The organism is Lentzea jiangxiensis, assembly GCF_900104175.1.
Taxonomy (GTDB): domain Bacteria; phylum Actinomycetota; class Actinomycetes; order Mycobacteriales; family Pseudonocardiaceae; genus Lentzea; species Lentzea jiangxiensis.
This window is the reverse complement of the sequence record NZ_FNIX01000015.1, coordinates 152183-171323: the sequence shown is the minus strand read 5'-3', so window position 1 is coordinate 171323 and position 19141 is coordinate 152183. Positions and strand designations below refer to the sequence as shown.

Sequence of the window (19141 nt, the reverse complement as noted above, 5' to 3'; positions counted from 1 at the left end):
GGAACTTGGTTTGTGGTGGTCACCTGAAGCGTTGATCAACTGTGAGTTCTCGGCGTGCGTATCGCAGTGACCTGACCGATGCCCGGTGGGCGTTGATCGAGCCGACGTTGACCGCGTGGCGTGCCGTCCGGCGCGGACCCGAAACCGCGGCACGGGTGCACCACTTACGGGAGATCGTCAACGCGATCCTGTACGTGTGCCGGACCGGGATCGGGTGGGAGTACCTGCCGCACGACTTCTTGCCGTACGAGACCGTCTACGACTACTACGCCAAGTAGGAGAACAACGGCACCATCGAGGCACTGCATGACCTGTTGACGGCGGCGCCACCGACGAGAAGTTCGTGCGGTTGTGCACCGAGCGGCGGGTCTTCGGCCGAGTATGTGCGGTCTTCACCCACCTGATCGAGTGGACCTGCATTTCGGAGCGATTGAGGTGGTCCGTGGCCTGTGACGTGGTGCGCCGGAGCCGTTTCAGAAGCCCGGCGCATTCGACTTCCAAAGGAATTTTGTCCGTGACCACTGTGCAGAGTGCTTACGCCGCCAAGATGGCGGCCCGGTTCGCCACCTTCGACCGCGACGGGGACGGCGTGGTCGACGTCGCCGACTTCGAGGAGATGACCCGCGCCATCATGACCTCGTGTGGACGCTTGCCGGAGTCGTCCGAAGGGATGCGGCTGCTCGACGGCGCACGGATCTTTTTCGCCGGCCTGCTGGAGGCCGCGGACACCGATGCCGGCGGGAGTGATCACCGAGTCGGAGTTCGTGGACACCGCCCAGATGCGCTTGCGCAACAACCCGGAGGGCTTTGAGCGGATCGCGCGTCCGTGGGCGGAGGCCGTGATGGCGGTGGCGGACAGGCGCGGCCGGTTTCTGTCACCCGCGATTCTCCGCGGAACCAGCGCACGAATGATCTTGTCGACGCCGTCACTGGCGCCGGGACCCGGCGGAGCCGACGACGCAAGACGAAGCCTCCTGTGGCGCATCAGACTTCGCGACGAGCAGACGTGAAGGAACTCCGGGAACCGCGTCACAACGCGGTTCCCGCAGCCACGGTACTGCTGCCCTGGAGATGTCAGGCAGGCATCAGCACCGAGTCGATGAGGTAGACGGTGGCGTTGGCGGTCTTCACGCCACCGCAGACCACGTTGGCGTCGTTGGCCTTCAGCGTGTTGCCCGAACCGGTCACCTTCACCACACCGGCCTGCACCGACTTCTGGTCACCGGCGATCTTGTCCGGCGCGATCTGACCAGGAACCACATGGTAGGTCAGGATCTTCGTCAGCAACGCGTCGTCGGTCTTGAGCTTCTCGATCGTCGCCGCGTCGATCTTCGCGAACGCCGAGTCCACCGGCGCGAACACGGTGAACTCCGCGCCGTTGAGCGTCGAGACCAGGTTCACCTTCGGGTTGAGCTTGCCCGACACGGCCGCAACCAGCGTCGTGAGCAGCGGGTTGTTGCTCGCCGCGACGGCAACCGGGTCGGCGGCCATGCCGCTCACGGAACCGGCACCGGACGGAACCTGCTTCGCGTAGTCGGCACAACCGGGACCGACGAGGTCCTTGGCCGGGTCGGCCATCGCCTGCGACGACGGAGCCATCGACGTCGCCGAGGTGGGCGCAGTGCTGGAGCTGCTGCCGGCCATGTCACCCGAGCCGCACGCCGCGCCGAACAGGGCGAGCGAGGCGGCGCCGACGGCCAGGACGGTGTTGCGGGCGGTCTTGTTCATGACGAGACATCTCCAAGAAGTGTTCGGGTAGTTGTTACCGGTGATTCGCCACCGTCGACCGAACGGATGGGTCTCGTTATCGACCTGTTACCACCAAGTCCGCCAACCGCTCGTGAGCAGCGCGAACGACTCGCAGCCGCAGCAGGGAGTCCACACTCGACGATCAGCTCGGATCGCCGCCACGCGCCGGACACTCGTCCGCGCAGGCAATCCGCGGTGCGCTCAGCCACGAACCACAGGCATCACGCACTTCTATCAATCCGAGTAGGCCCCCATGTTGACCCTCGCACTGATCGGTCTGATCGGCGGCCTGGTCACCGGCATCTCGCCGTGCATCCTTCCCGTCCTTCCCGTCATCTTCTTCTCCGGCGGCACGCAGAGCGCCCGCACGACACCCGCAGGGGCCGCGGTGGCGGTGGCGGCCAAACCGGTCTCGCGCACCCGGCCGTTCCTCGTCATCGCGGGACTCGTCGTCAGCTTCAGCCTGGTCACGCTGTTCGGGTCACTTCTGCTGTCGGTTTTGAACCTGCCACAGGACGTTTTGCTCTGGGGCGGCATCGTAGTTCTCGCGCTGATCGGTATCGGACTGATCGTGCCGCGCTTCGAACAGCTGCTGGAGAAGCCGTTCACGTGGATCCCGCAACGCAACCCGGACGCGAGTCGCGGCGGGTTCACCCTCGGCCTGGCCTTGGGCGCGGTGTACGTCCCCTGTGCCGGCCCGGTCCTCGCCGCCATCACCGTCGCGGGCTCCACCGGCAGGATCGGCACCGAGACCGTCATCCTCACCCTCACCTTCGCCGTCGGCGCGGCGATCCCGCTGCTGATCTTCGCCCTCGCCGGCCGCCGGGTCGCCGAACGCGTGCAAGCCTTCCGCAAGCGCCAGCGCGGCATCCGCATCACCGCGGGCATCGTGATGATCGCGCTCGCGCTGGGGCTGGTCTTCAACCTGCCCCAGCTGCTGCAGCGGGTGATCCCGGACTACACCAGCTCCCTGCAGGACAAGGTCAACAACTCCGAGCAGGTCCGCAAGGCACTCAACCTGGGAGGACTGGTCAACGGCCAGAACAAGGACCTCGGCAAGTGCTCCGATGGCGCGCCCGACCTGGAGAGCTGCGGCACAGCACCGGACATCACCGACATCCGGCAGTGGCTCAACACGCCCGACGGCCAGGCACTCGACCTGAAGGCGTTGCGCGGCAAAGTCGTCATGATCGATTTCTGGGCCTACTCCTGCATCAACTGCCAGCGCTCCATTCCGCACATCACCGCGTGGGACAAGGCCTACCGGGACGCCGGCCTCCAGGTCATCGGCGTCCACTCCCCCGAGTACGCCTTCGAGAAGGAACCCGACAACGTCGAGGCCGCGACGAAGAACTTCGGCATCACCTACCCGGTCGCCCTGGACAACAACCTCAGCACCTGGACCAACTACCGCAACCGCTACTGGCCTGCCCACTACCTCGTCGACGCCCAGGGCACCGTCCGGCACATCAAGTTCGGCGAAGGCGACTACAACATCACCGAAAAGCTGATCCGGCAGCTGCTCACCGACGCCGAGCCTGGCGTGCAACTCCCGGCAGCCACCGAGCTGACCGACGACACCCCGGTTGTCGCCGACATCACCCGCGAGACCTACCTCGGCTCAACCAAGCGCGTGAACTTCGCCGGCACCGAGACCTACACCACCGGCGAGAAGTCGTTCCAGTTCCCGGACAACCAGGGCACCGACACCTTCGCGCTCGCCGGCCAGTGGACGCTCACGAGCCAGAACATCACGCCCACCGGCGGTTCCGGACAGATCAAGCTCAACTACCGAGCCAAAGAAATCCGGATGGTCCTGTCCGGCAAGGGGACCGTCACCATCGAGAACGACGGGAAGACCAAGACCATCGAGGTCGACGGCACACCCAACTCCTATCAGCTCCTGGCCACGCAACAGATCGAGAGCGGCTCGCTCACCGCGACCGTCGGTCCTGGCGTCCAGGCCTTCTCCTTCACCTTCGGATGATCAGGGACCACACCGTGCAACTCACCGACGTGACCACGAACTCCTTCGACAGCACCGTCCTCGACGCCGACAAGCCAGTGCTGGTCGACTTCTGGGCGCCTTGGTGCGGCCCGTGCAAGGCACTGAAGCCGGTCGTCACCGCCATCGCCGAAGAACACCGGGACGCGATCTCCATCGTCAAGGTCGACATCGACGCCCACCCCGAGATCGCCGTCCGTTACCAAGTGCTCAGCATCCCCACGCTCATCCTGTTCTCCGGCGGTGCCCCTGTCGCCACCCTCACCGCGCCACGCAGGCGCGCCGACATCCTCAAGGCGCTTTCCTCCTGGCTCTGAACACCAGCAGAGAGGACGCGGCCCCGACTGCCACCAGGCCGTCGGGGCCGCGTCGTGTCCGGATGAGACCATCGAGATCGCGAGGACCGGAGTCGTCGTCGGAGCGGGCGAGCCACCGCTCGGTTCGACGGTCAACGCGAACGCCCGCGCATCGGCAAGGCGATCGGCGACCACCGGCTCGTCACGCAGCAGCCCGGCCGAGCGCGGCCCGTCAGGCCCGACCACCCACAGCTGATACGCGCGGTCCGCGGGCAACGATGGCAACCCGTCGGCGAGGAACGCCGCCTTGCCGTGACTCGGCGACATCACGACGGTTCCGCGGCCACCGCTGGTTCCCGAGTCGTTCAGGAGCTTCGCATCAGGAGCGCTCAGCAGATCCGAGATCTGGCTGTACCCGGCTGCCGGCTGACGCAGCGCGTCGAGCTCACCGCGGTCCTGAACACCCTGGACACCGGCCACGACCAGCACACTGGCGGCCGCGGTGAGCACGCTCGCCCGGACGGTCCACCGGTTCCTCGTGGGAAGCACGAGCACCGTCGCCGCCGGAGCGGGCGTCTCCGGCGGCAGCTGACGCATGGCTGTCACGCCGTTCAACACCTGCGTCCGCAGGTGTGGCGGTGGCGCGAGCTCCGCCGCCGCGCCGAGGGTGGTCGCGGTGGCCTGCAGTTCGGCGACTTCCTGAGTGCGGGACGGGCACTGCGGCAGGTGCTCCTCGAACTCCTCGCGTTCCGAGCCGGACAAGGCGTTCATCGCGTACACGCCCGTCAACGTGTGCAAAATCTGACGACGTGCTCATACCGCCACCCCAAGCAGTCCCTGAGTCTGATCAGGCCGTCACGCATCCGGGTCTTCACCGTGCCCAGCGGACTGCCGGGCAGGCTTGCCATCTCGGGATAGGTGTAGCCCTGGTAGTAGGCGAGCAACACGGACTCGCGCTGCAGATCTGTCAGCGCGGACAGGCAACGCCGGACCTTGCGCTGTTCGAGGCGACCCGTGGGCTGCGGCCGTGGCTGCTACCCGCACAGATAGATGACTGGGTGTGATCAGCGGCATCGAGTTTGCACTATCGCTCGTATGGAGACCGTCCCGACGGCAGCAGCCGTCGGGACGGTCGGAGGGTGTTGGTGTCAGACCTGCTGCCAGAGGGCAGGAGTGTTCGGCGGCTCCCATCCGGGAACGGACGTGTGTGCCTGGATCACGCGGTAGGACGCACCACCGTAGGTGACCTGGGCGCCGGTGCCGTAGTAGGTGTACGGGGCCCACGAGTCGCCACCGCCCGGAGGCGTGGTGGTGGTCGTGGTCGTGCTGGTCGGCTGGGTGGTCGTGGTCGGGCCGGCGGAGGTCACCAGGCGCAGGTTGTAGGCCTGCAGGATCTCCGTCAGCGGCTGGAAGTAGATGGTGCCGCCGCTCTGGCAGTTGCCGGATCCGCCGGAGGTGACGCCCTGGGCCTGGTCGCCGGTCAGCCACGAGCCGCCGGAGTCGCCGGGCTCGGCGCAGGCGTTGGTGCGGGTCAGGCCGGTGATGGTGCCCTCGGGGTAGGTGACCGAGGCGTTCTTCTGCTGGATGGTGCCGCAGCGCCAGCCGGTGGTGGAGCCGGAGCGGCAGACCGAGGAGCCGACCGGAGCTTCCTGGGAGCCCGCGACCGGGACGGTGCCGGGGTAGCGGTTGACCAGGGCGCGCGGGGTGTTGCCCGCGTCGGTGCGGACCCAGGCGTAGTCGTTGCCGGGGAAGCTGCTGCCCTGGATGGTGCCGCCGGGGTTGGACGTGCGGCCGCCGGTGGCTCCGCAGTGGCCGGCGGTGACGAAGCCGCCCTCGACGGCGAAGCCGATGGAGCAACGGCCGCCGCCGGGGACGCCGTAGGCGTTGCCGCCGATGACGTCGATCAGCGGCTTGGGGTTCTCGGTGCTGGCCTCGACGGCGACAACGTCACCGCGCAGACCCGCCTCGGCCGCCCACGTCCTGGCCTGCGCTTCCCCGCCGGCGCGGGCGAGCACGACGATCTTGTTGGCGCGCACGTCGACGTACCAGCCGGGGACGGCGCCGGGTGCGGTGGTGGCCTTGGCGTCCAGCTTGGTCTTCGCGTTGTCCAGTGCGGACGCGCTGTGCCTCGCCGTGGCGGCGACGGCGCCGTGCGAGCGCACCGCGCCGGCCAGCGCCGGGTCGGTGACCGCGACGGTGAGGGTGTGGCCGGTGCCGTCGAGCCAGGACCCGGCGTAGGCCGGGCCGAGGCGGGACTTCAGCGCGGCGTCGGTCTGGCCCGCGGCCTTTTCGGCACCGAGGCGCTCACGCGCTTGTTCCGAGGAGATGCCGAGGTCACGGGCCATCGCGGCCAGCAGGGCGGGGTCAGCTGTGTCGGCAGCGGTGGCGCTGGTCGTCAGCGCCACGGCGATGGTCAGCCCGGCCGCTGTGACCGCCGCTGTGGCGGCGGCGATGAGCTTGCGGTTCATGTCCGCTCCTTGCACGCAGGGTGATTGCCCGCAGACCGTACGACGAGGTCACGGCAAGTGGTACATACCAATTGGCCATAAGGTCGACGCGCACCACCCGTGCTCGACGAGTCCTCGCCGCGCATCGCGGTGCGCTCATGCGGCGAACACGACCGTCCTAATGCGACGGACAGGAATTGCTGTCGGCGGCAACCTCACCGAATAGTGGTGTGGGCGCTCGATCGGGCGGCGGAATGTGGTGGCGGCTTACCCGCCGCGCACGCCGCGAGAGGCTTCCTCCCTCGGACGGGGCGGCATTGCGCTCGATCGTGGGTTGGGCCAGCCGGATCGGCTTGTCGGACGCATCCTGAGGTACTCGGTGGCGACCAACATCCAGCCGTGGCGCGGCGAAGCGCCGTGCCTCGGCGTGTCCAGGAGAGGAAGACCCGATGTCGCGTTTGCGTCGTGCGGCCGGTCTGACCGGCATGGTGCTCACTGCCGCGGCTTTGTTCTCGTTCACGGGGCCGCCCGCCCAGGCTGATCCCGGCATCTGCATCGACCACGTGATGGAGAACGGGTACAAGGCGACCGCCAACGTGCTCAAGGCGTGCAAGGTCGCGAAGACGGGCAAATCAGACGACGTCAGGACGTGCCGCCGGATGTTGCACGCCGAGGGTGTGCGCAGCGCGGTGGCTTCGCACGCCTGCCGGATCGCTTCCCGCCCGGAGCGGTCTTCCTGATCGAAATCCGAGGTTTGTCCTCTCGATCGAGTGGATGTTCGGCCTGGTGGCCTACCCCGACTTGCTGGAGGGGGCGGGTAGATCAACGCTCGGTCACAACGAGGTTGCCCGTTCGTCCTAAGCAGACCCCGAGGAGACGAGATGGCGTCGACAGCGGACCACACGTCCGGACGCAGCCGGTTGCGGGTGATCTTCCGCCTGCGCGTGCCGGACGCGGAGCAGGACCGCTTCCTCGACGCCTACCGCCGGATCAGGTACCAGGTGTCGCAAGTGGAGGGTTACCTCGGTGACCAGGTGTGCCAGTCGGAGGGTGATCCCGAGGACTGGGTGATCACCAGCGAGTGGGCGAGCGCGGCGCACTTCCACGCGTGGGAGCGCGGCGCCGACCACCGGCGGCTGGCGGCTCCGCTGATCGCGTGCACGACGGCGCGGGAGTCCTCGCGCTACCACGTCCGCCTGAGCACCGCGCCGGGCGCCGAAACCGATCGACAACTGCTGGAGGCGAAGTCGTGAACCGCTATGCGTTGACGTTCCCGGTGCGGCCGGAGTCGGAGGCGGCGGTGGCCGAGATCCTGGCCGGCTACGCCGGGCCCCCGCCCGGCCGGCCGCAGGCCGCGCGCCCGCTGCTGGACCGCACGTCGGTCTTCATGGCCGGACCTGTGGTGGTGCGGGTCGTGGACATCGTCTGCCCGCCGGAGGTGGCGATCCGGCACCTGGCCTCGCAACCGCAGATCCAGGCCGTGGAGCAGCGGTTGCGGCCGCACCTCTTGCAGGACCGCGACCTGTCCGACGACGACGGCCGGCGGCGTTTCCTGGCCGGCTCGGTGATGCGCGTGGTCGCCTCCCGCAACGGCCACACCGGCCACCTGCCCCGTGCGGCGGCGTTCTACCGGGCGTTGCCGGGCAAGGGCGGCGAGGTGGCCCGGCTGCTCGCCGCCGAAGGATCGGATTCCGACAGCGGCACAACGGTTTTCCGGCGAAGGGACGTGGTCGTGCACCTGGTGGAGTCCTCGAACGGCATGCCTGCCGTGCCGCTCGCGGGCAGGCTCGCGCCGCTGGTGGACCTGGCGTGCCCGATGTCGCTGGTGACCGACCGAGTGGTGGGGGCGATGGCATGACCGGCCAGCTCCACCGGGCGATCAGCCCGGACGACGTCGCACCCAACACCCGCCGCGGTGGCGACATCCGCGTCCTGCTCGGCCCGGCGACGGTCTGCGCCACCTCCGGGTTCATGGGGGTCGTGCTCGTCGGGCCGGGCGACCAGGTCAACGAGCACTACCACCCGTACTCCGAGGAGTTCCTCTACGTCGTCGAGGGCTCGGTGGTGCTGGACCTGGACGACGTACCGCACGAGGTGGGCGCGGACCAGGCGATCCTGGTGCCGATCGGGGTGCGTCACCGCCTGCGCAACACCGGGACGTCACCGGCGCGCGTGCTGTTCCACCTGTCCCCGTTGGCGCCCCGGCCGGAGCTGGGGCACGTGGACACGGAGCAGGCGTCATGACGCGCCGGGTGGCGGTCACCGGCCTGGGGGTGGTGGCACCGGGCGGCATCGGGACCAAGGGCTTCTGGGAGCTGATCACGTCCGGGCGCACCGCCACCCGGCCGATCACCCTGTTCGACCCGGAGGGCTTCCGGTCGAGGATCGCCGCCGAGTGCGACTTCGACCCGGTGCACGCTGGCCTGACCAGCGCGGAGATCATCCGGATGGACCGCTACGTCCAGTTCGCCGCCGTCGCCGCCGACGAGGCGTGGCGACAGGCGCAGGTGGCCGTCACGGACCCGTGGCGGGTGGGTGTGACCATGGGTTCCGCCGTGGGCGGCACGACGCTGCTCGAGCAGGACTACGTGGCCACCTCGCAGCGCGGGCAGCGGTGGCTGGTGGACGCGGGCGCGGCCTCGCCGTTCCTGCACTGCGCCCTGTCCCCCGCCACGCTGGCCGCGGAGGTCGCCGACCGGGTCGGCGCGTGCGGGCCGGTGCGGACGGTGTCCAGCGGGTGCACGGCAGGGCTGGACGCGGTGGGCCACGGTGCCCGCCTCATCGAGGAAGGCCGGGCCGACGTGGTGCTGGCGGGGGCCTCGGAGTCCCCGATCTCGCCGATCACGGTGGCCTGCTTCGACGCGATCCGCGCGACCTCGGCGCGCAACGACGACCCCGCGCACGCGGCTCGCCCGTTCGACCGCGACCGGGACGGGTTCGTGCTCGGTGAGGGCGCGGCCGTGCTGGTGCTGGAGGAGCTCGGCCACGCCCGCCGCCGGGGAGCGGAGGTGCTGGCACAGGTCGAGGGCTTCGCCACCCGCAGCAACGCCCACCACATGACCGGCCTGACGACGGAGGGCGTCGAGATGGCCGAGGCCGCGCGGCGCGCGCTGGACCACGCCGCGGTGGCGCCGGCGGAGATCGGCTACATCAACGCGCACGGCTCGGGCACCCGGCAGAACGACCGGCACGAGACCGCCGCGTTCCACCGGCTGCTGGGTGAGCGCGCGCACCAGGTGCCGGTCAGCTCGATCAAGTCGATGATCGGCCACTCGCTGGGCGCGATCGGCTCCGTCGAACTGGCCGCCTGCGCGCTGGCGCTCGTCCACGGCGTGGTCCCGCCGACCGCCAACCTGGACACGCCGGACCCCGAGTGCGACCTGGACTACGTGCCGCACACCGCGCGGGAATGCCAGCTGGACGTGGTGCTGTCGGTCGGCAGCGGCTTCGGCGGGTTCCAGTCCGCGGTGGTGCTGACGAGAGCGGGGCGGCCGTGAGCCCCGCGGCCACCGGTTCCGCGCCTGTCGTGACCGGTCTCGGGGTGATCGCCCCGAGCGGTCTCGGGGTCGGCGAGTTCTGGCCCGCCGTGCGCGACGGGCACCTGGCACTCGCGCCGATCGGGCGGTTCGAGCCCAACCCCTACCCCGTCACCGTGGCGGGCGAGGTGGCCGGGTTCGAACCGGCCGGGTGGGTCGAACCGCGGATCACCGTGCAGACCGACCGGTTCACGCACTTCGCCCTCGCCGCCGCCGACCTGGCGCTGCGCGACGCCGTGCTGCACCCGGCGGCGGTGGAGCCCTTCGAGTTCGGCGTGATGACGGCCAGCTACAGCGGCGGCGTGGAGTTCGGCCAGCGGGAGATCGAACAGCTGTGGCGGCACGGACCCGAGCACGTGGGCCCCTACCAGTCGATCGCCTGGTTCTACGCCGCGTGCTCCGGCCAGATCTCCATCGGCCACGGCCTGCGCGGCCCGTCCGGGGTGGTGGTCGCCGACGAGGCGGGCGGCCTGGACGCCCTCGCCGCCGCGGGCAGTGAGCTGCGACGAGGCGCGCGGGCCATGCTCGTCGGCGGCGCGGAAGCCCCGTTCTGCCCGTACGCGCTGTGCTGCCAGCTCGGGCTGGAGCTGCTCAGCACGTCCAGCGACCCGGCCACGGCCTACCAGCCGTTCACCGAGCGGGCCGGCGGGTTCGCGCCCGCCGAGGGCGGGGCCATGCTCGTCGTGGAGGACGCCGGCGCCGCGCACCGCCGGGGCGCCAGCGTGAAAGCGGTGGTGGCGGGGCACGGCGCGACCTACACCGGCCGGCGGCGGTTCGACCGGTCGGCGCAGGGACTGCTGCGGGCCGCCACGGCCGCGCTGGCCGAAGCGGGTCTGACCCCCGACGACGTGGACGCGGTGTTCCTCGACGCGATGGCCGACCCGCATGCCGACGCCGCCGAAGCCGAGGCGTTGCGCCTGCTGCTGGGCGAGCGCGCGAGCCGCGTGCCGGTGACCGCGCCCAAGGCCGGGTACGGGCGCTGCTACGCAGCCGCCGCCGTGCTCGACGTCGCCGCCGCGGTGCTGGCCCTCGAACACGGTCTCGTGCCGCCCACACCGGGCGTGCGCGACTGCAGGTTCGACCTCGACCTGGTCACCGGCGTCGCCCGTCCGGTCGACCTGCGCACCGTCCTGGTGCTGTCCCGCGGTGTGTACGGCGGGAACTCGGCGCTCGTGCTGCGCCATCCGGAATCACCGACCAGCGGAGGTATGTGACGTGGACACCAGGCTTTCCCCCGACGACCTGGCAGCGCTGATCAGCCGCTGCACCGGCGTTCCCGTGACCGGCGAGCAGGTCACCGCCCCCGGCCACACCTTCGACGACCTCGGCGTGGACTCCCTCGGCCTGATGGGCGTGCTGTCCGAGCTGCAACGCCACCACGGCGTGCCCAAGGACGCCGACCTGCGACCGCACCAGTCGCCGCGCGAGCTGCTGGCCCTGCTGCCCGGGGAGGTCCGGGGATGAGCGGCCACACCGAGAACGAGATCGTCATCGACGCGCCGATGGAACTGGTGTGGGAACGCACCAACGACGTCGAGCGCTGGCCGGAGCTGTTCAGCGAGTACGCCTCGGCCGAGGTGCTCGAACGCGACGGCGATCGCGTGCTGTTCCGCCTCACCATGCACCCGGACCCGGCCGGCAAGGTGTGGAGCTGGGTGTCCGAGCGCGTCGCGGACCCGGCCACCAGGACGGTCACCGCCCGGCGCGTCGAGACCGGGCCGTTCGAGCGGATGCACATCCGCTGGACCTACGAACAACTCGACACGGGTGTGCGCATGCGCTGGACGCAGGACTTCGCGATGAAACCCGACGCTCCGGTGGACGACGAAGCCATGACCAAGCGCATCAACGACAACAGCCGCGTCCAGTTGGCGCTGATCAAGCGGAAGGTCGAGGAGGTCGCGTGCACCGCACCCTGATCGTCGCCCGCATGGTCCCCGAGGCCGCCGACGAGGTGGCCGCCGTGTTCGCCGACTCCGACCACCGTTCCGACCTGCCCGCCGCGCTCGGCGTGCGGGGACGCAGCCTGTTCCGGTTCGGCGAGCTCTACCTGCACCTGGTGGAGAGCGACCGCCCGCTGGCGGAGGCGATGGCCGCGCACCGCGACGACCCCCGCTTCCGGCGGATCAGCCGGGAGTTGAGCCCGTTCGTCTCCGCCTACGACCCCGAGGCGTGGCGCGAGCCCAAGGATGCGATGGCGCACGAGTTCTACCGTTGGGAGCGTCATGCCTGAGGTTCCGGTGCTGATCGCGGGCGGGGGCGTGACCGGCCTGTCCGCCGCTGTGTTCCTGGCCTGGTACGGCGTGCCGGCCTTGCTGGTGGAACGCCATTCCGAGCCGTCGACCGATCCGAGGGCCCGGGCGCTCAACCCGCGCACGATGGAGCTCTATCGCGCCGTCGGTGTGGAGCAGACGATCGGGCAGGTGCGGTCGCTGATCGCCGACCACACCATCGTCGCCCACGCCGAAACCCTTGCGGGCCCGGAACGGCTGCGGCTGCCCAACCGCCTCGACACCGGACCCGACTCGCTGAGCCCCTGCCGGTGGGCCGCGATCGACCAGAACCAGCTCGAACCACTGCTGCGCGCACACGCCGTGCAGACCGGCGCGGACGTGCGCTACCACCACGAGGTGGTGGCGGTGGACAACGAGCCCGACGGCGTTGTCGCGGTGGTGCGCGATCACAGCACCGGCCGGGAAGAGCGCGTCCGCGCCGGCTACCTCGTCGTGGCGGACGGTGCGCACAGTCCCGTTCGCCGCATGCTCGACGTCGGGCAGGACGATTCGGACCTCCTGGCACGCAAGGTCAACATCTACTTCGACGCCGACCTCCGCGAACCGCTGCGCGGGCGCAAGATCGTCGCGCTGACCGTGAGCAACCCCGCTGTGCACGGGTTCCTCACGTCCATCGACGGCGCGAAGCGGTGGCGGTTCGCCGTCTCCCTGCGGCCGGGTGAGGACGTCGCCGACTTCACCGACGAGCGGTGCGTGCACCTGCTGCGCACCGCCATCGGCCTCGAGAACCTCCCGATCGTGATCGACCACGTGTCCGAGACCCCGTGGGAGATCTCCGGGCAGGTCGCCCACCGCATGCGCGCCGGCCGGGCGTTCATCGCCGGCGACGCCGCCCACGTCATGCCGCCCGTGGGCACTTTCGGCGTGGCGACCGCTGTCCAGGACGTCTTCAACCTGGCGTGGAAGATCGCCCTGCACCACCGCGGCGTGGCAGGCCCAGGCCTGCTGGCCACCTACGAGACCGAACGCCTCCCCGTGGCCCGGCACACCACGGCGCTGACCGTCGAGCGGTACGGTCTGGTCAACGGCAAGCCGGGCGACGCACGCGACAGCGCCCTGCGCCAGCGGGCGACGATGTTCGGCTACACCTACCCCGAAGGCGCTTTCGTCCCGGACGGCACCCCCGCGCCGCACCCGGTGGAGGACCCCGACCACCCCACCGCCGCCCCGGGCTGCCGCGCACCTCACGTCACTGTGGAGCACAACGGCACCGCACTGTCCACTCTCGACTTCATGGGGCGCGGGCTGGTGCTCGTCACCGGCACCCGCTGGCAGCAGGCCGCGGACTTCTCGGACGTCCCGGTCGAACACCACCGCATCGGCGACACCCTGCACGACCCCACCGGCGAGTTCGCCCGCCGCTACGGCATCAGCGACGACGGAGCCGTCCTGATCCGTCCGGACGGGTTCGTCGCCTGGCGCAGCCCGGCCACACCCCGTCCCGACGTCCTGCGGGCCGTGGTCGACCAAGTGCTGTTCCGATGAACGAGCAGCTCCTCAGCGGCCACTGCGGTGGTTTCCCGGCGGTCACGATGACCGGGAGCCGAACCGTCGACCGCTACGCGTTGACGTTCCGAGTCCGGGCCGGCTCGGAGACGGTCGTGGCCGAGATCCTCTCCGGGTACGCGGCCCTTCTCGTGTGCGGTCCGGAGCCGGGGTGGTCGCTGCTGGAGCGCACGTCCGTCTTCATGGCAGGGCGCGTCGTGGTGCGGGTCGTGGACATCACCTGCCCTCCTTCGGAGGCCGTTCGGCACCTGGCGGGACAACCCCAGGTCCAGGCGGTGGAGCAGCGGCTGCGACCGCACCTGGTCCACGACCGCGAGGTGACCGACGAGGCGAGCCTGCGCCGGTTCGCGGCGACCTCCGTGATGCGGGTGGCGTCCGGCAACGGCCGCACCGGGCGACTGCCGCGCAGGGCTGTCCTGTACGAGTCGCTGCCCGGGCACGCCGGCGAACTGGCCCGTCGGCTCTCCGGTATCACCGTGGCCTCCGGTGGAACCACCGTGTTCCGGCGTCGCGACCTGGTGGTGCACCTGATCGAATCGGACGACGAGACACCACCGGTGCCGTTGATCGGCCTGGTCACGCCGTTCGCTCGGCTGGCACGGCCGATGACCCTGGTGACCGACCGTTCGGTGGGGGCGGTGGCATGACCGGGCCGGTGTCGCGCTTGTCCCGTAGCCACGTGCTCTGCGGCTGACTCCCAGGCCACCGAGCGTCTGCCGACGATCGACTACGGCGGGACGTCCCGCCGTGCCGATGCGGTGGTCAACGCGATCGAAGTGCCCCGATCGACTGAATGGCCCAGTTCGGGGTACTTCGAATGCGACGCCGAGAACTTGGGAGCTCCCATGACCACCGTGCTCGTCGCCGACGATGACGCCGACGTCCGGGACGTCGTGGTGTTCAAGCTCGAGCAATCGGGCTACGACGTGCTCGTCGCCGAGGACGGCGCCACTGCCCTGGCCATGGCCCGCGACGCGATGCCGGACATCGCCGTCCTGGACGTGATGATGCCCCGGATGACCGGGTTGGACGTCTGCCGGGAGTTGCGTGCGGCGGAGGCCACCGCGGCCATACCGGTGATCCTGTTGACCGCCCGCGCCCAGGAGAGCGATGTCGAGGGCGGCTTCGACTGGGGCGCGGACGACTACCTGACCAAACCGTTCAGCCCTCGTGAGTTGGTCAGCCGGGTGCGCGCCGTCCTGGCCCGCAGTCGGCGGTGATCTCGCCCGTGTCCCCGTCGGTCGACCGCGATCTGCTGATCGTCGCTGCGGTGTGCCTGGCCGTCGTGCTCGTCGCTCTCGCCCTGGCGGTCCTCGTCGGCCGGTGGTGGCTGCGGGTCACCGACGCACGCCGTGCGCGCCTCGTGGCGTCCGCTCGTCCGTGGCTGGTCCAGTTGGTCGCAGGAGATGACGAGGACCCCGTGGTGGTGGAGCGGCTGGTCGCGGTGGATCCGCGCACGTGGCGTGCACTGGAGCCGGTCACGGTCGCCATGCTCGGCAAGGTGCGCGGCGAGGCGCGAACGGCCGTGGTCGGCCTGCTCGAACGCCGAGGTTCGGTGGAGCGGGCGATGCGCGGTGTACATCGGCGCAGCGCCGTGGTGCGCGCCCGGTCGGCCCACCTGCTCGGCGCGGTGGGTGGGCCAGGGACGACGGCGCAACTCGTGCGGCTGCTGGGTGACCGCGACTTGGAAGTACGCGCCGTGGCGGTGCGTGCCCTTGGCCGGTTGGCCGACCCGATGTCGGCGACAGCACTCGTGCACGGCCTGCTGCGCACGCCCCCGCTGCCGCACCACCTTGTCATGGCCGCTTTGCGGCAGATCGGTCCGGCGGCGGTTCCCCCGCTGCTCGCCGCGGTGGATCGGGCCGACGACCTCGTCCGTGCCCAGGTCGCCGAGGCTCTCGGCTTGGTCGGCGCGGTGGCGACGGCACCGGTTCTCGTCGTGATGCTGCGCATCGACCACTCCACCGAGGTGCGCCTGCGCGCAGCCCGTGCCCTCGGGCGCATCGGCGCTCCGGTCTCGGTCGACGACGTCATCGCCGCCACCTCCGCTCGTGAGCCGCTCGCGCTGCGGGTGACGGCGGCCGAGGCCCTGGGGGCGCTGGGGGCGCGGCGCGCCGTTCCCGTGCTGGCCGATCTGGTCGGCGACCCCGTGCACTGGGTCGCGCACACGGCCGCGGCGTCTCTGGCCGCGATCCGTCCTGACGGCGTGGCGGCCCTCACGCGGCTGGCCGGCCGTTCGGGGTCGGCCGCACGCCACGCCCAGGAGGCCCTGGTGGCGGCGAACGCCAAGAGGCTGCTCGCGACGGTGCGGCCGTGACCGCGCTGGACGTCATCAGCACCGTCATCGTGGTGGCCAACTGGTTCGTGCTGGCCTACTTCCTGCTGCTCAACACGAGCTACCTCGGTCTGATCCTGCTCGCGGTGCGCGAGTTCCGCCGTCACCTCCGGCGCCGCCCCTACGCGGGTTTCGACGAGGCGTACACCAACCCGTTGACGCTCGGGGTGTCGGTGGTGATGCCGGCGCACAACGAGGAGGCGACGATCGTCGAAAGCGTCAACGCCATGCTGGCCCTGCGTCACCCCCTGTTCGAAGTCGTAGTCGTCGACGACGGCTCCACCGACGGCACGTTCGAGGTGTTGCGGGCCCACTTCGGCCTGGTGGAGGTTCCGCGGGTGGTGCCGGACGACGTGCCCACCCGCGGTGCCATCACCGCGGTGCACGCCCCGCCAGCAGCGGTGCCGCTGGTCGTGGTCCGCAAGGAGAACGGCGGCAAGGCCTCGGCGAACAACACCGGCATCAACGTCGCGGTCCAACCGCTGGTCTGCATGGTCGACGCGGACTCGCTGCTCGACCCGGACGCCCTGCTGGCGGTGGCCAGGCCCTTCGGTGACGACCCCGAGCACGTGGTCGCCACCGGCGGTGTCGTGCGCGCGGTCAACGACAGCACCGTCGTCGCCGGTCGCGTGACCGAGCTGCGCATGCCGAGGACCTGGCTGGCGCGCACGCAGGTCGTGGAGTACCTGCGGGCATTCCTGCTGGGACGCTCCGGATGGTCGGCCCTCAACGCTCTCGTCGTCGTCTCCGGCGCCTTCGGCCTGTTCCGGCGTGACGTCTTGGTGGAGACCGGTGGACTGGACGTGGACACGATCGGGGAGGACGCCGAGCTCGTCGTCCGCCTGCACCGCTGGCTGCGCGACCACCGGCGGCACGCCAGGGTCGTGTTCGTCCCCGAACCGGTGGCCTGGACCGAGGTGCCGGAGTCGCTGCGGGTTCTCGGCCGCCAACGGCGCCGCTGGTCACGAGGTCTCGCGGAGGTCCTGTGGAAGCACCGGAGGATGATCGGGAACCCGGCGTACGGCGCGGTCGGCACGCTGGCGCTGCCGTTCTACGTGCTGTTCGAGTTGCTGGCGCCGGTGGTCGAGCTGTTCGGGCTCGTCGCCCTCGTCGTCGGTTTGCTGCTCGGGGCCGTCGACTGGGCCTTCGCCGTGCTGTTCTTCCTGGTGGCGCTCGGCTACGGCGTCGCGCTGTCCCTGGTCGCCCTCGTGGTGGAGGAGTACTCGTTCCACCGCTATCGAGGCTGGCGGGACCTGGCGGTCGCCCTCGTCGTGGCGGTCGTCGAGAACATCGGCTACCGGCAGTTGACGGCGGTGTGGCGGCTGCGCGGCCTGGTGGACGCCCTGCGTGGCGGGAAGGCCGAGTGGGGCCGGATGACGCGGGTGGGATTCGCCAGCGCCGAGCCCGCGGGCGGTCCCGTGCCCGGCTCGGGACCGGTGACACATCCCGGAGAGGTGGTGCCCGATGTCCGTTGAGCAGCGCGACCGCGACTCCGTGCTGGCCGAGTACGGCATCGAGGACTTGGGGCGTCAATCCGACCTGGAAGCCCTCGCGGAACTGGCAGCGCAGGTCTGCGGCGTGCCCCACGGCGCGGTCAACCTGATCGGCGAGCACCTCCAGCACCAGGTGGCGGCGGTCGGGATCTCCCCCTCGGTCTGCTCGCGGGAGGACTCGATGTGCGCCGTCTCCATCGTCACACCGGAGCCGATCGAGGTGCCCGACGCACGACAGGACCCCCGCTTCGCCACCAACCCCTTCGTCACGGGCCGGATCGCGTCGGTCCGGTTCTACGCCGCGAGCCGGCTGCAGGCGCCCTCCGGAGCTGTGCTCGGCACCTTGTGCGTGTTCGGCGACGTGCCCCACCGGCTGGACCGGCGACAGCGGCGCAGCCTGGACCTGCTGGCCCACCAGGCCGTCGACGTGCTGGAGCTGCGGCGGTCCAGCCTGGCGCTCGCCCGCGCCGTGAAGGAGCTGACCGCGGCCCGCGCCGAGCTGCTGCGCTCCAACAGCGAACTCGCCGACTTCGCCGGGCGGGTCAGCCACGACCTGCGCAACCCGCTCGCCGGCATCGTCGGGTTCCTCGAACTGCTCTCCGACCACCCCGCTGTCGTGGGCGCTCCGACCGCCGGGCGGCTGGTCGGACGCAGCAGGGGCGCTGCCAACCGCATGCACGCCCTGGTCGACGGACTGCTGGACTACGCGAAGCTCGGCGGGCAACTGAAGCACGGGTCCGTGGACCTCGGCGCCCTCCTCGCCGACCTCATCGACGACCGCGCCACCGGCGCGGAATCCGAAACGATGGACCTGGACCTCGAACCGCTTCCGACGGTCCGCGGCGACGAGACGCACCTACGAGCGCTGCTGCAGAACATCGTCGGCAACGCCATCCGCTTCGCACGCCCCGACCGGCGGCTCGTCGTGCGGATCCGTGCGAAGCACCACGGCGAGTTCGTGCGCGTCGAGATCGCCGACAACGGCAGGGGCATCCCGCCTGAACGCCGCGAGGAGGCGTTCGGACTGCTGAGCCAGGTGCACCAGCACGGCTCCGTGGAGGGCGGCGCGGGCATCGGGCTGGCCACCTGCCGCCGCGTCGTCACCGCCCACGGCGGCACGATCGGACTGTCCGACGGCATCGACGGCGGCCTCACCGTCTGGTTCACGCTTCCCGCCGGCGCAGATGGACGCAGCTGACAGTTGATCAAGCGGGTCAACGCCGTTGGCCGCGCTTCGACGATCTCGATCCCGAGATGGCCGTCTGATCGGGACAGTGCACGCACCCGGACTGTCGCTCGTCGGTTTCATCACCAACGCTCGACGAGCGGCACCAGCTTTCGGCTACCGTGAGCCTGCCCGGCAGGACCTGTGCTTCTACAACCACAGGATGATTCACAAGCGTCTGAAGGATGAGGTGTCACGGATCGGAATTGTCCAGACTAGGACCGTGCATCACCATCTGCTTGAGGCCACCTGCTC

The 19141-nt window shown here is 70.4% G+C and carries 20 protein-coding genes and 3 pseudogenes; 19 read left to right on the top strand and 4 right to left on the bottom strand.

The annotated features are described in order from the left end of the window. Window positions 1–41: 41 nt before the first annotated feature. Window positions 42–272: pseudogene (locus BLQ91_RS29980) on the top strand (transposase); the annotation flags it as partial. Window positions 273–514: 242 nt separating this feature from the next. After that, on the top strand, window positions 515–811 hold the full coding sequence (locus BLQ91_RS40565; protein WP_143022878.1) for a hypothetical protein: 297 nt from the start codon (window positions 515–517) through the stop codon (window positions 809–811). Window positions 812–1074: 263 nt separating this feature from the next. Here BLQ91_RS40565 and BLQ91_RS29965 read toward each other — a convergent pair whose 3' ends face one another. Continuing rightward, complete coding sequence (locus tag BLQ91_RS29965) at window positions 1075–1728, bottom strand: fasciclin domain-containing protein (RefSeq protein ID WP_090102190.1); 654 nt, start codon at window positions 1726–1728, stop codon at window positions 1075–1077. A gap of 274 nt (window positions 1729–2002) precedes the next feature. On the opposite strand from BLQ91_RS29965, the gene BLQ91_RS29960 reads away from it, so the two are divergent. Together BLQ91_RS29960 and trxA are read left to right on the top strand one after the other, a co-directional pair. After that, the gene (locus BLQ91_RS29960; RefSeq protein ID WP_090102188.1) at window positions 2003–3736 is read left to right on the top strand and encodes a cytochrome c biogenesis protein DipZ; all 1734 of its coding nucleotides are present in this window, start codon (window positions 2003–2005) and stop codon (window positions 3734–3736) included. A gap of 14 nt (window positions 3737–3750) precedes the next feature. Further along, window positions 3751–4071, top strand: a complete 321-nt coding sequence (gene trxA / locus BLQ91_RS29955) for a thioredoxin (protein WP_245733903.1) — start codon at window positions 3751–3753, stop codon at window positions 4069–4071. A 144-nt stretch (window positions 4072–4215) separates the two neighbouring features. Here trxA and BLQ91_RS44020 read toward each other — a convergent pair. The 3 genes and pseudogenes from BLQ91_RS44020 to BLQ91_RS29940 all read right to left on the bottom strand — a co-directional run. Continuing rightward, window positions 4216–4821, bottom strand: a pseudogene (locus BLQ91_RS44020) (anti-sigma factor); the annotation flags it as partial. A gap of 14 nt (window positions 4822–4835) precedes the next feature. Continuing rightward, window positions 4836–5060 (bottom strand): annotated as a pseudogene (locus BLQ91_RS29945) (sigma factor-like helix-turn-helix DNA-binding protein); the annotation flags it as partial. 138 nt (window positions 5061–5198) lie between these two features. Then, on the bottom strand, window positions 5199–6518 hold the full coding sequence (locus BLQ91_RS29940; RefSeq protein ID WP_090102182.1) for an alpha-lytic protease prodomain-containing protein: 1320 nt from the start codon (window positions 6516–6518) through the stop codon (window positions 5199–5201). A gap of 428 nt (window positions 6519–6946) precedes the next feature. Here BLQ91_RS29940 and BLQ91_RS29935 point away from each other — a divergent pair, with 428 nt between their 5' ends. From BLQ91_RS29935 to BLQ91_RS29865, 15 genes are all read left to right on the top strand, one after another. Further along, window positions 6947–7237 carry a hypothetical protein gene (locus BLQ91_RS29935; protein ID WP_143022877.1) on the top strand — a complete coding sequence of 97 codons (291 nt, stop codon included), beginning with the start codon at window positions 6947–6949 and terminating at the stop codon, window positions 7235–7237. A gap of 141 nt (window positions 7238–7378) precedes the next feature. Then, on the top strand, window positions 7379–7750 hold the full coding sequence (locus BLQ91_RS29930; RefSeq protein WP_090102178.1) for an antibiotic biosynthesis monooxygenase family protein: 372 nt from the start codon (window positions 7379–7381) through the stop codon (window positions 7748–7750). Beyond that, window positions 7747–8355, top strand: a complete 609-nt coding sequence (locus BLQ91_RS29925; RefSeq protein WP_176960024.1) for a SchA/CurD-like domain-containing protein — start codon at window positions 7747–7749, stop codon at window positions 8353–8355. Before BLQ91_RS29930 ends, BLQ91_RS29925 begins: the two co-directional genes overlap by 4 nt. Further along, on the top strand, window positions 8352–8741 hold the full coding sequence (locus BLQ91_RS29920) for a cupin domain-containing protein (protein WP_090102173.1): 390 nt from the start codon (window positions 8352–8354) through the stop codon (window positions 8739–8741). Before BLQ91_RS29925 ends, BLQ91_RS29920 begins: the two co-directional genes overlap by 4 nt. Beyond that, window positions 8738–9994 (top strand): beta-ketoacyl-[acyl-carrier-protein] synthase family protein, encoded by a 1257-nt coding sequence (locus BLQ91_RS29915; protein ID WP_090102171.1) that lies wholly within the window; start codon window positions 8738–8740, stop codon window positions 9992–9994. The genes BLQ91_RS29920 and BLQ91_RS29915 overlap by 4 nt, the downstream gene beginning before the upstream one ends. Beyond that, the gene (locus tag BLQ91_RS29910; RefSeq protein WP_245733902.1) at window positions 9991–11247 is read left to right on the top strand and encodes a beta-ketoacyl synthase N-terminal-like domain-containing protein; all 1257 of its coding nucleotides are present in this window, start codon (window positions 9991–9993) and stop codon (window positions 11245–11247) included. Before BLQ91_RS29915 ends, BLQ91_RS29910 begins: the two co-directional genes overlap by 4 nt. Window position 11248: 1 nt before the next feature. Next, window positions 11249–11497, top strand: a complete 249-nt coding sequence (locus tag BLQ91_RS29905) for an acyl carrier protein (RefSeq protein ID WP_176960023.1) — start codon at window positions 11249–11251, stop codon at window positions 11495–11497. Next, window positions 11494–11952 (top strand): SRPBCC family protein, encoded by a 459-nt coding sequence (locus BLQ91_RS29900; RefSeq protein WP_090102166.1) that lies wholly within the window; start codon window positions 11494–11496, stop codon window positions 11950–11952. Before BLQ91_RS29905 ends, BLQ91_RS29900 begins: the two co-directional genes overlap by 4 nt. Further along, a complete protein-coding gene (locus BLQ91_RS29895) occupies window positions 11937–12266 on the top strand; it encodes a TcmI family type II polyketide cyclase (RefSeq protein WP_090102164.1) in 330 nt (109 codons plus the stop codon). The genes BLQ91_RS29900 and BLQ91_RS29895 overlap by 16 nt, the downstream gene beginning before the upstream one ends. Beyond that, a complete protein-coding gene (locus tag BLQ91_RS29890) occupies window positions 12259–13812 on the top strand; it encodes an FAD-dependent monooxygenase (protein WP_176960022.1) in 1554 nt (517 codons plus the stop codon). Before BLQ91_RS29895 ends, BLQ91_RS29890 begins: the two co-directional genes overlap by 8 nt. After that, window positions 13809–14480, top strand: coding sequence for a SchA/CurD-like domain-containing protein (locus BLQ91_RS29885; RefSeq protein WP_090102160.1), 672 nt, complete (start codon window positions 13809–13811; stop codon window positions 14478–14480). The genes BLQ91_RS29890 and BLQ91_RS29885 overlap by 4 nt, the downstream gene beginning before the upstream one ends. 198 nt (window positions 14481–14678) lie before the next feature. Beyond that, window positions 14679–15053, top strand: coding sequence for a response regulator transcription factor (locus tag BLQ91_RS29880; protein WP_090102157.1), 375 nt, complete (start codon window positions 14679–14681; stop codon window positions 15051–15053). 8 nt (window positions 15054–15061) lie between these two features. After that, on the top strand, window positions 15062–16150 hold the full coding sequence (locus tag BLQ91_RS29875; RefSeq protein WP_143022875.1) for a HEAT repeat domain-containing protein: 1089 nt from the start codon (window positions 15062–15064) through the stop codon (window positions 16148–16150). After that, window positions 16147–17643 carry a glycosyltransferase family 2 protein gene (locus tag BLQ91_RS29870; protein WP_245733901.1) on the top strand — a complete coding sequence of 499 codons (1497 nt, stop codon included), beginning with the start codon at window positions 16147–16149 and terminating at the stop codon, window positions 17641–17643. The genes BLQ91_RS29875 and BLQ91_RS29870 overlap by 4 nt, the downstream gene beginning before the upstream one ends. Further along, entirely contained in the window at window positions 17633–18859 is a 1227-nt protein-coding gene (locus tag BLQ91_RS29865; RefSeq protein ID WP_090102153.1) for a sensor histidine kinase, read from the top strand. The genes BLQ91_RS29870 and BLQ91_RS29865 overlap by 11 nt, the downstream gene beginning before the upstream one ends. Window positions 18860–19141: the final 282 nt, after the last annotated feature.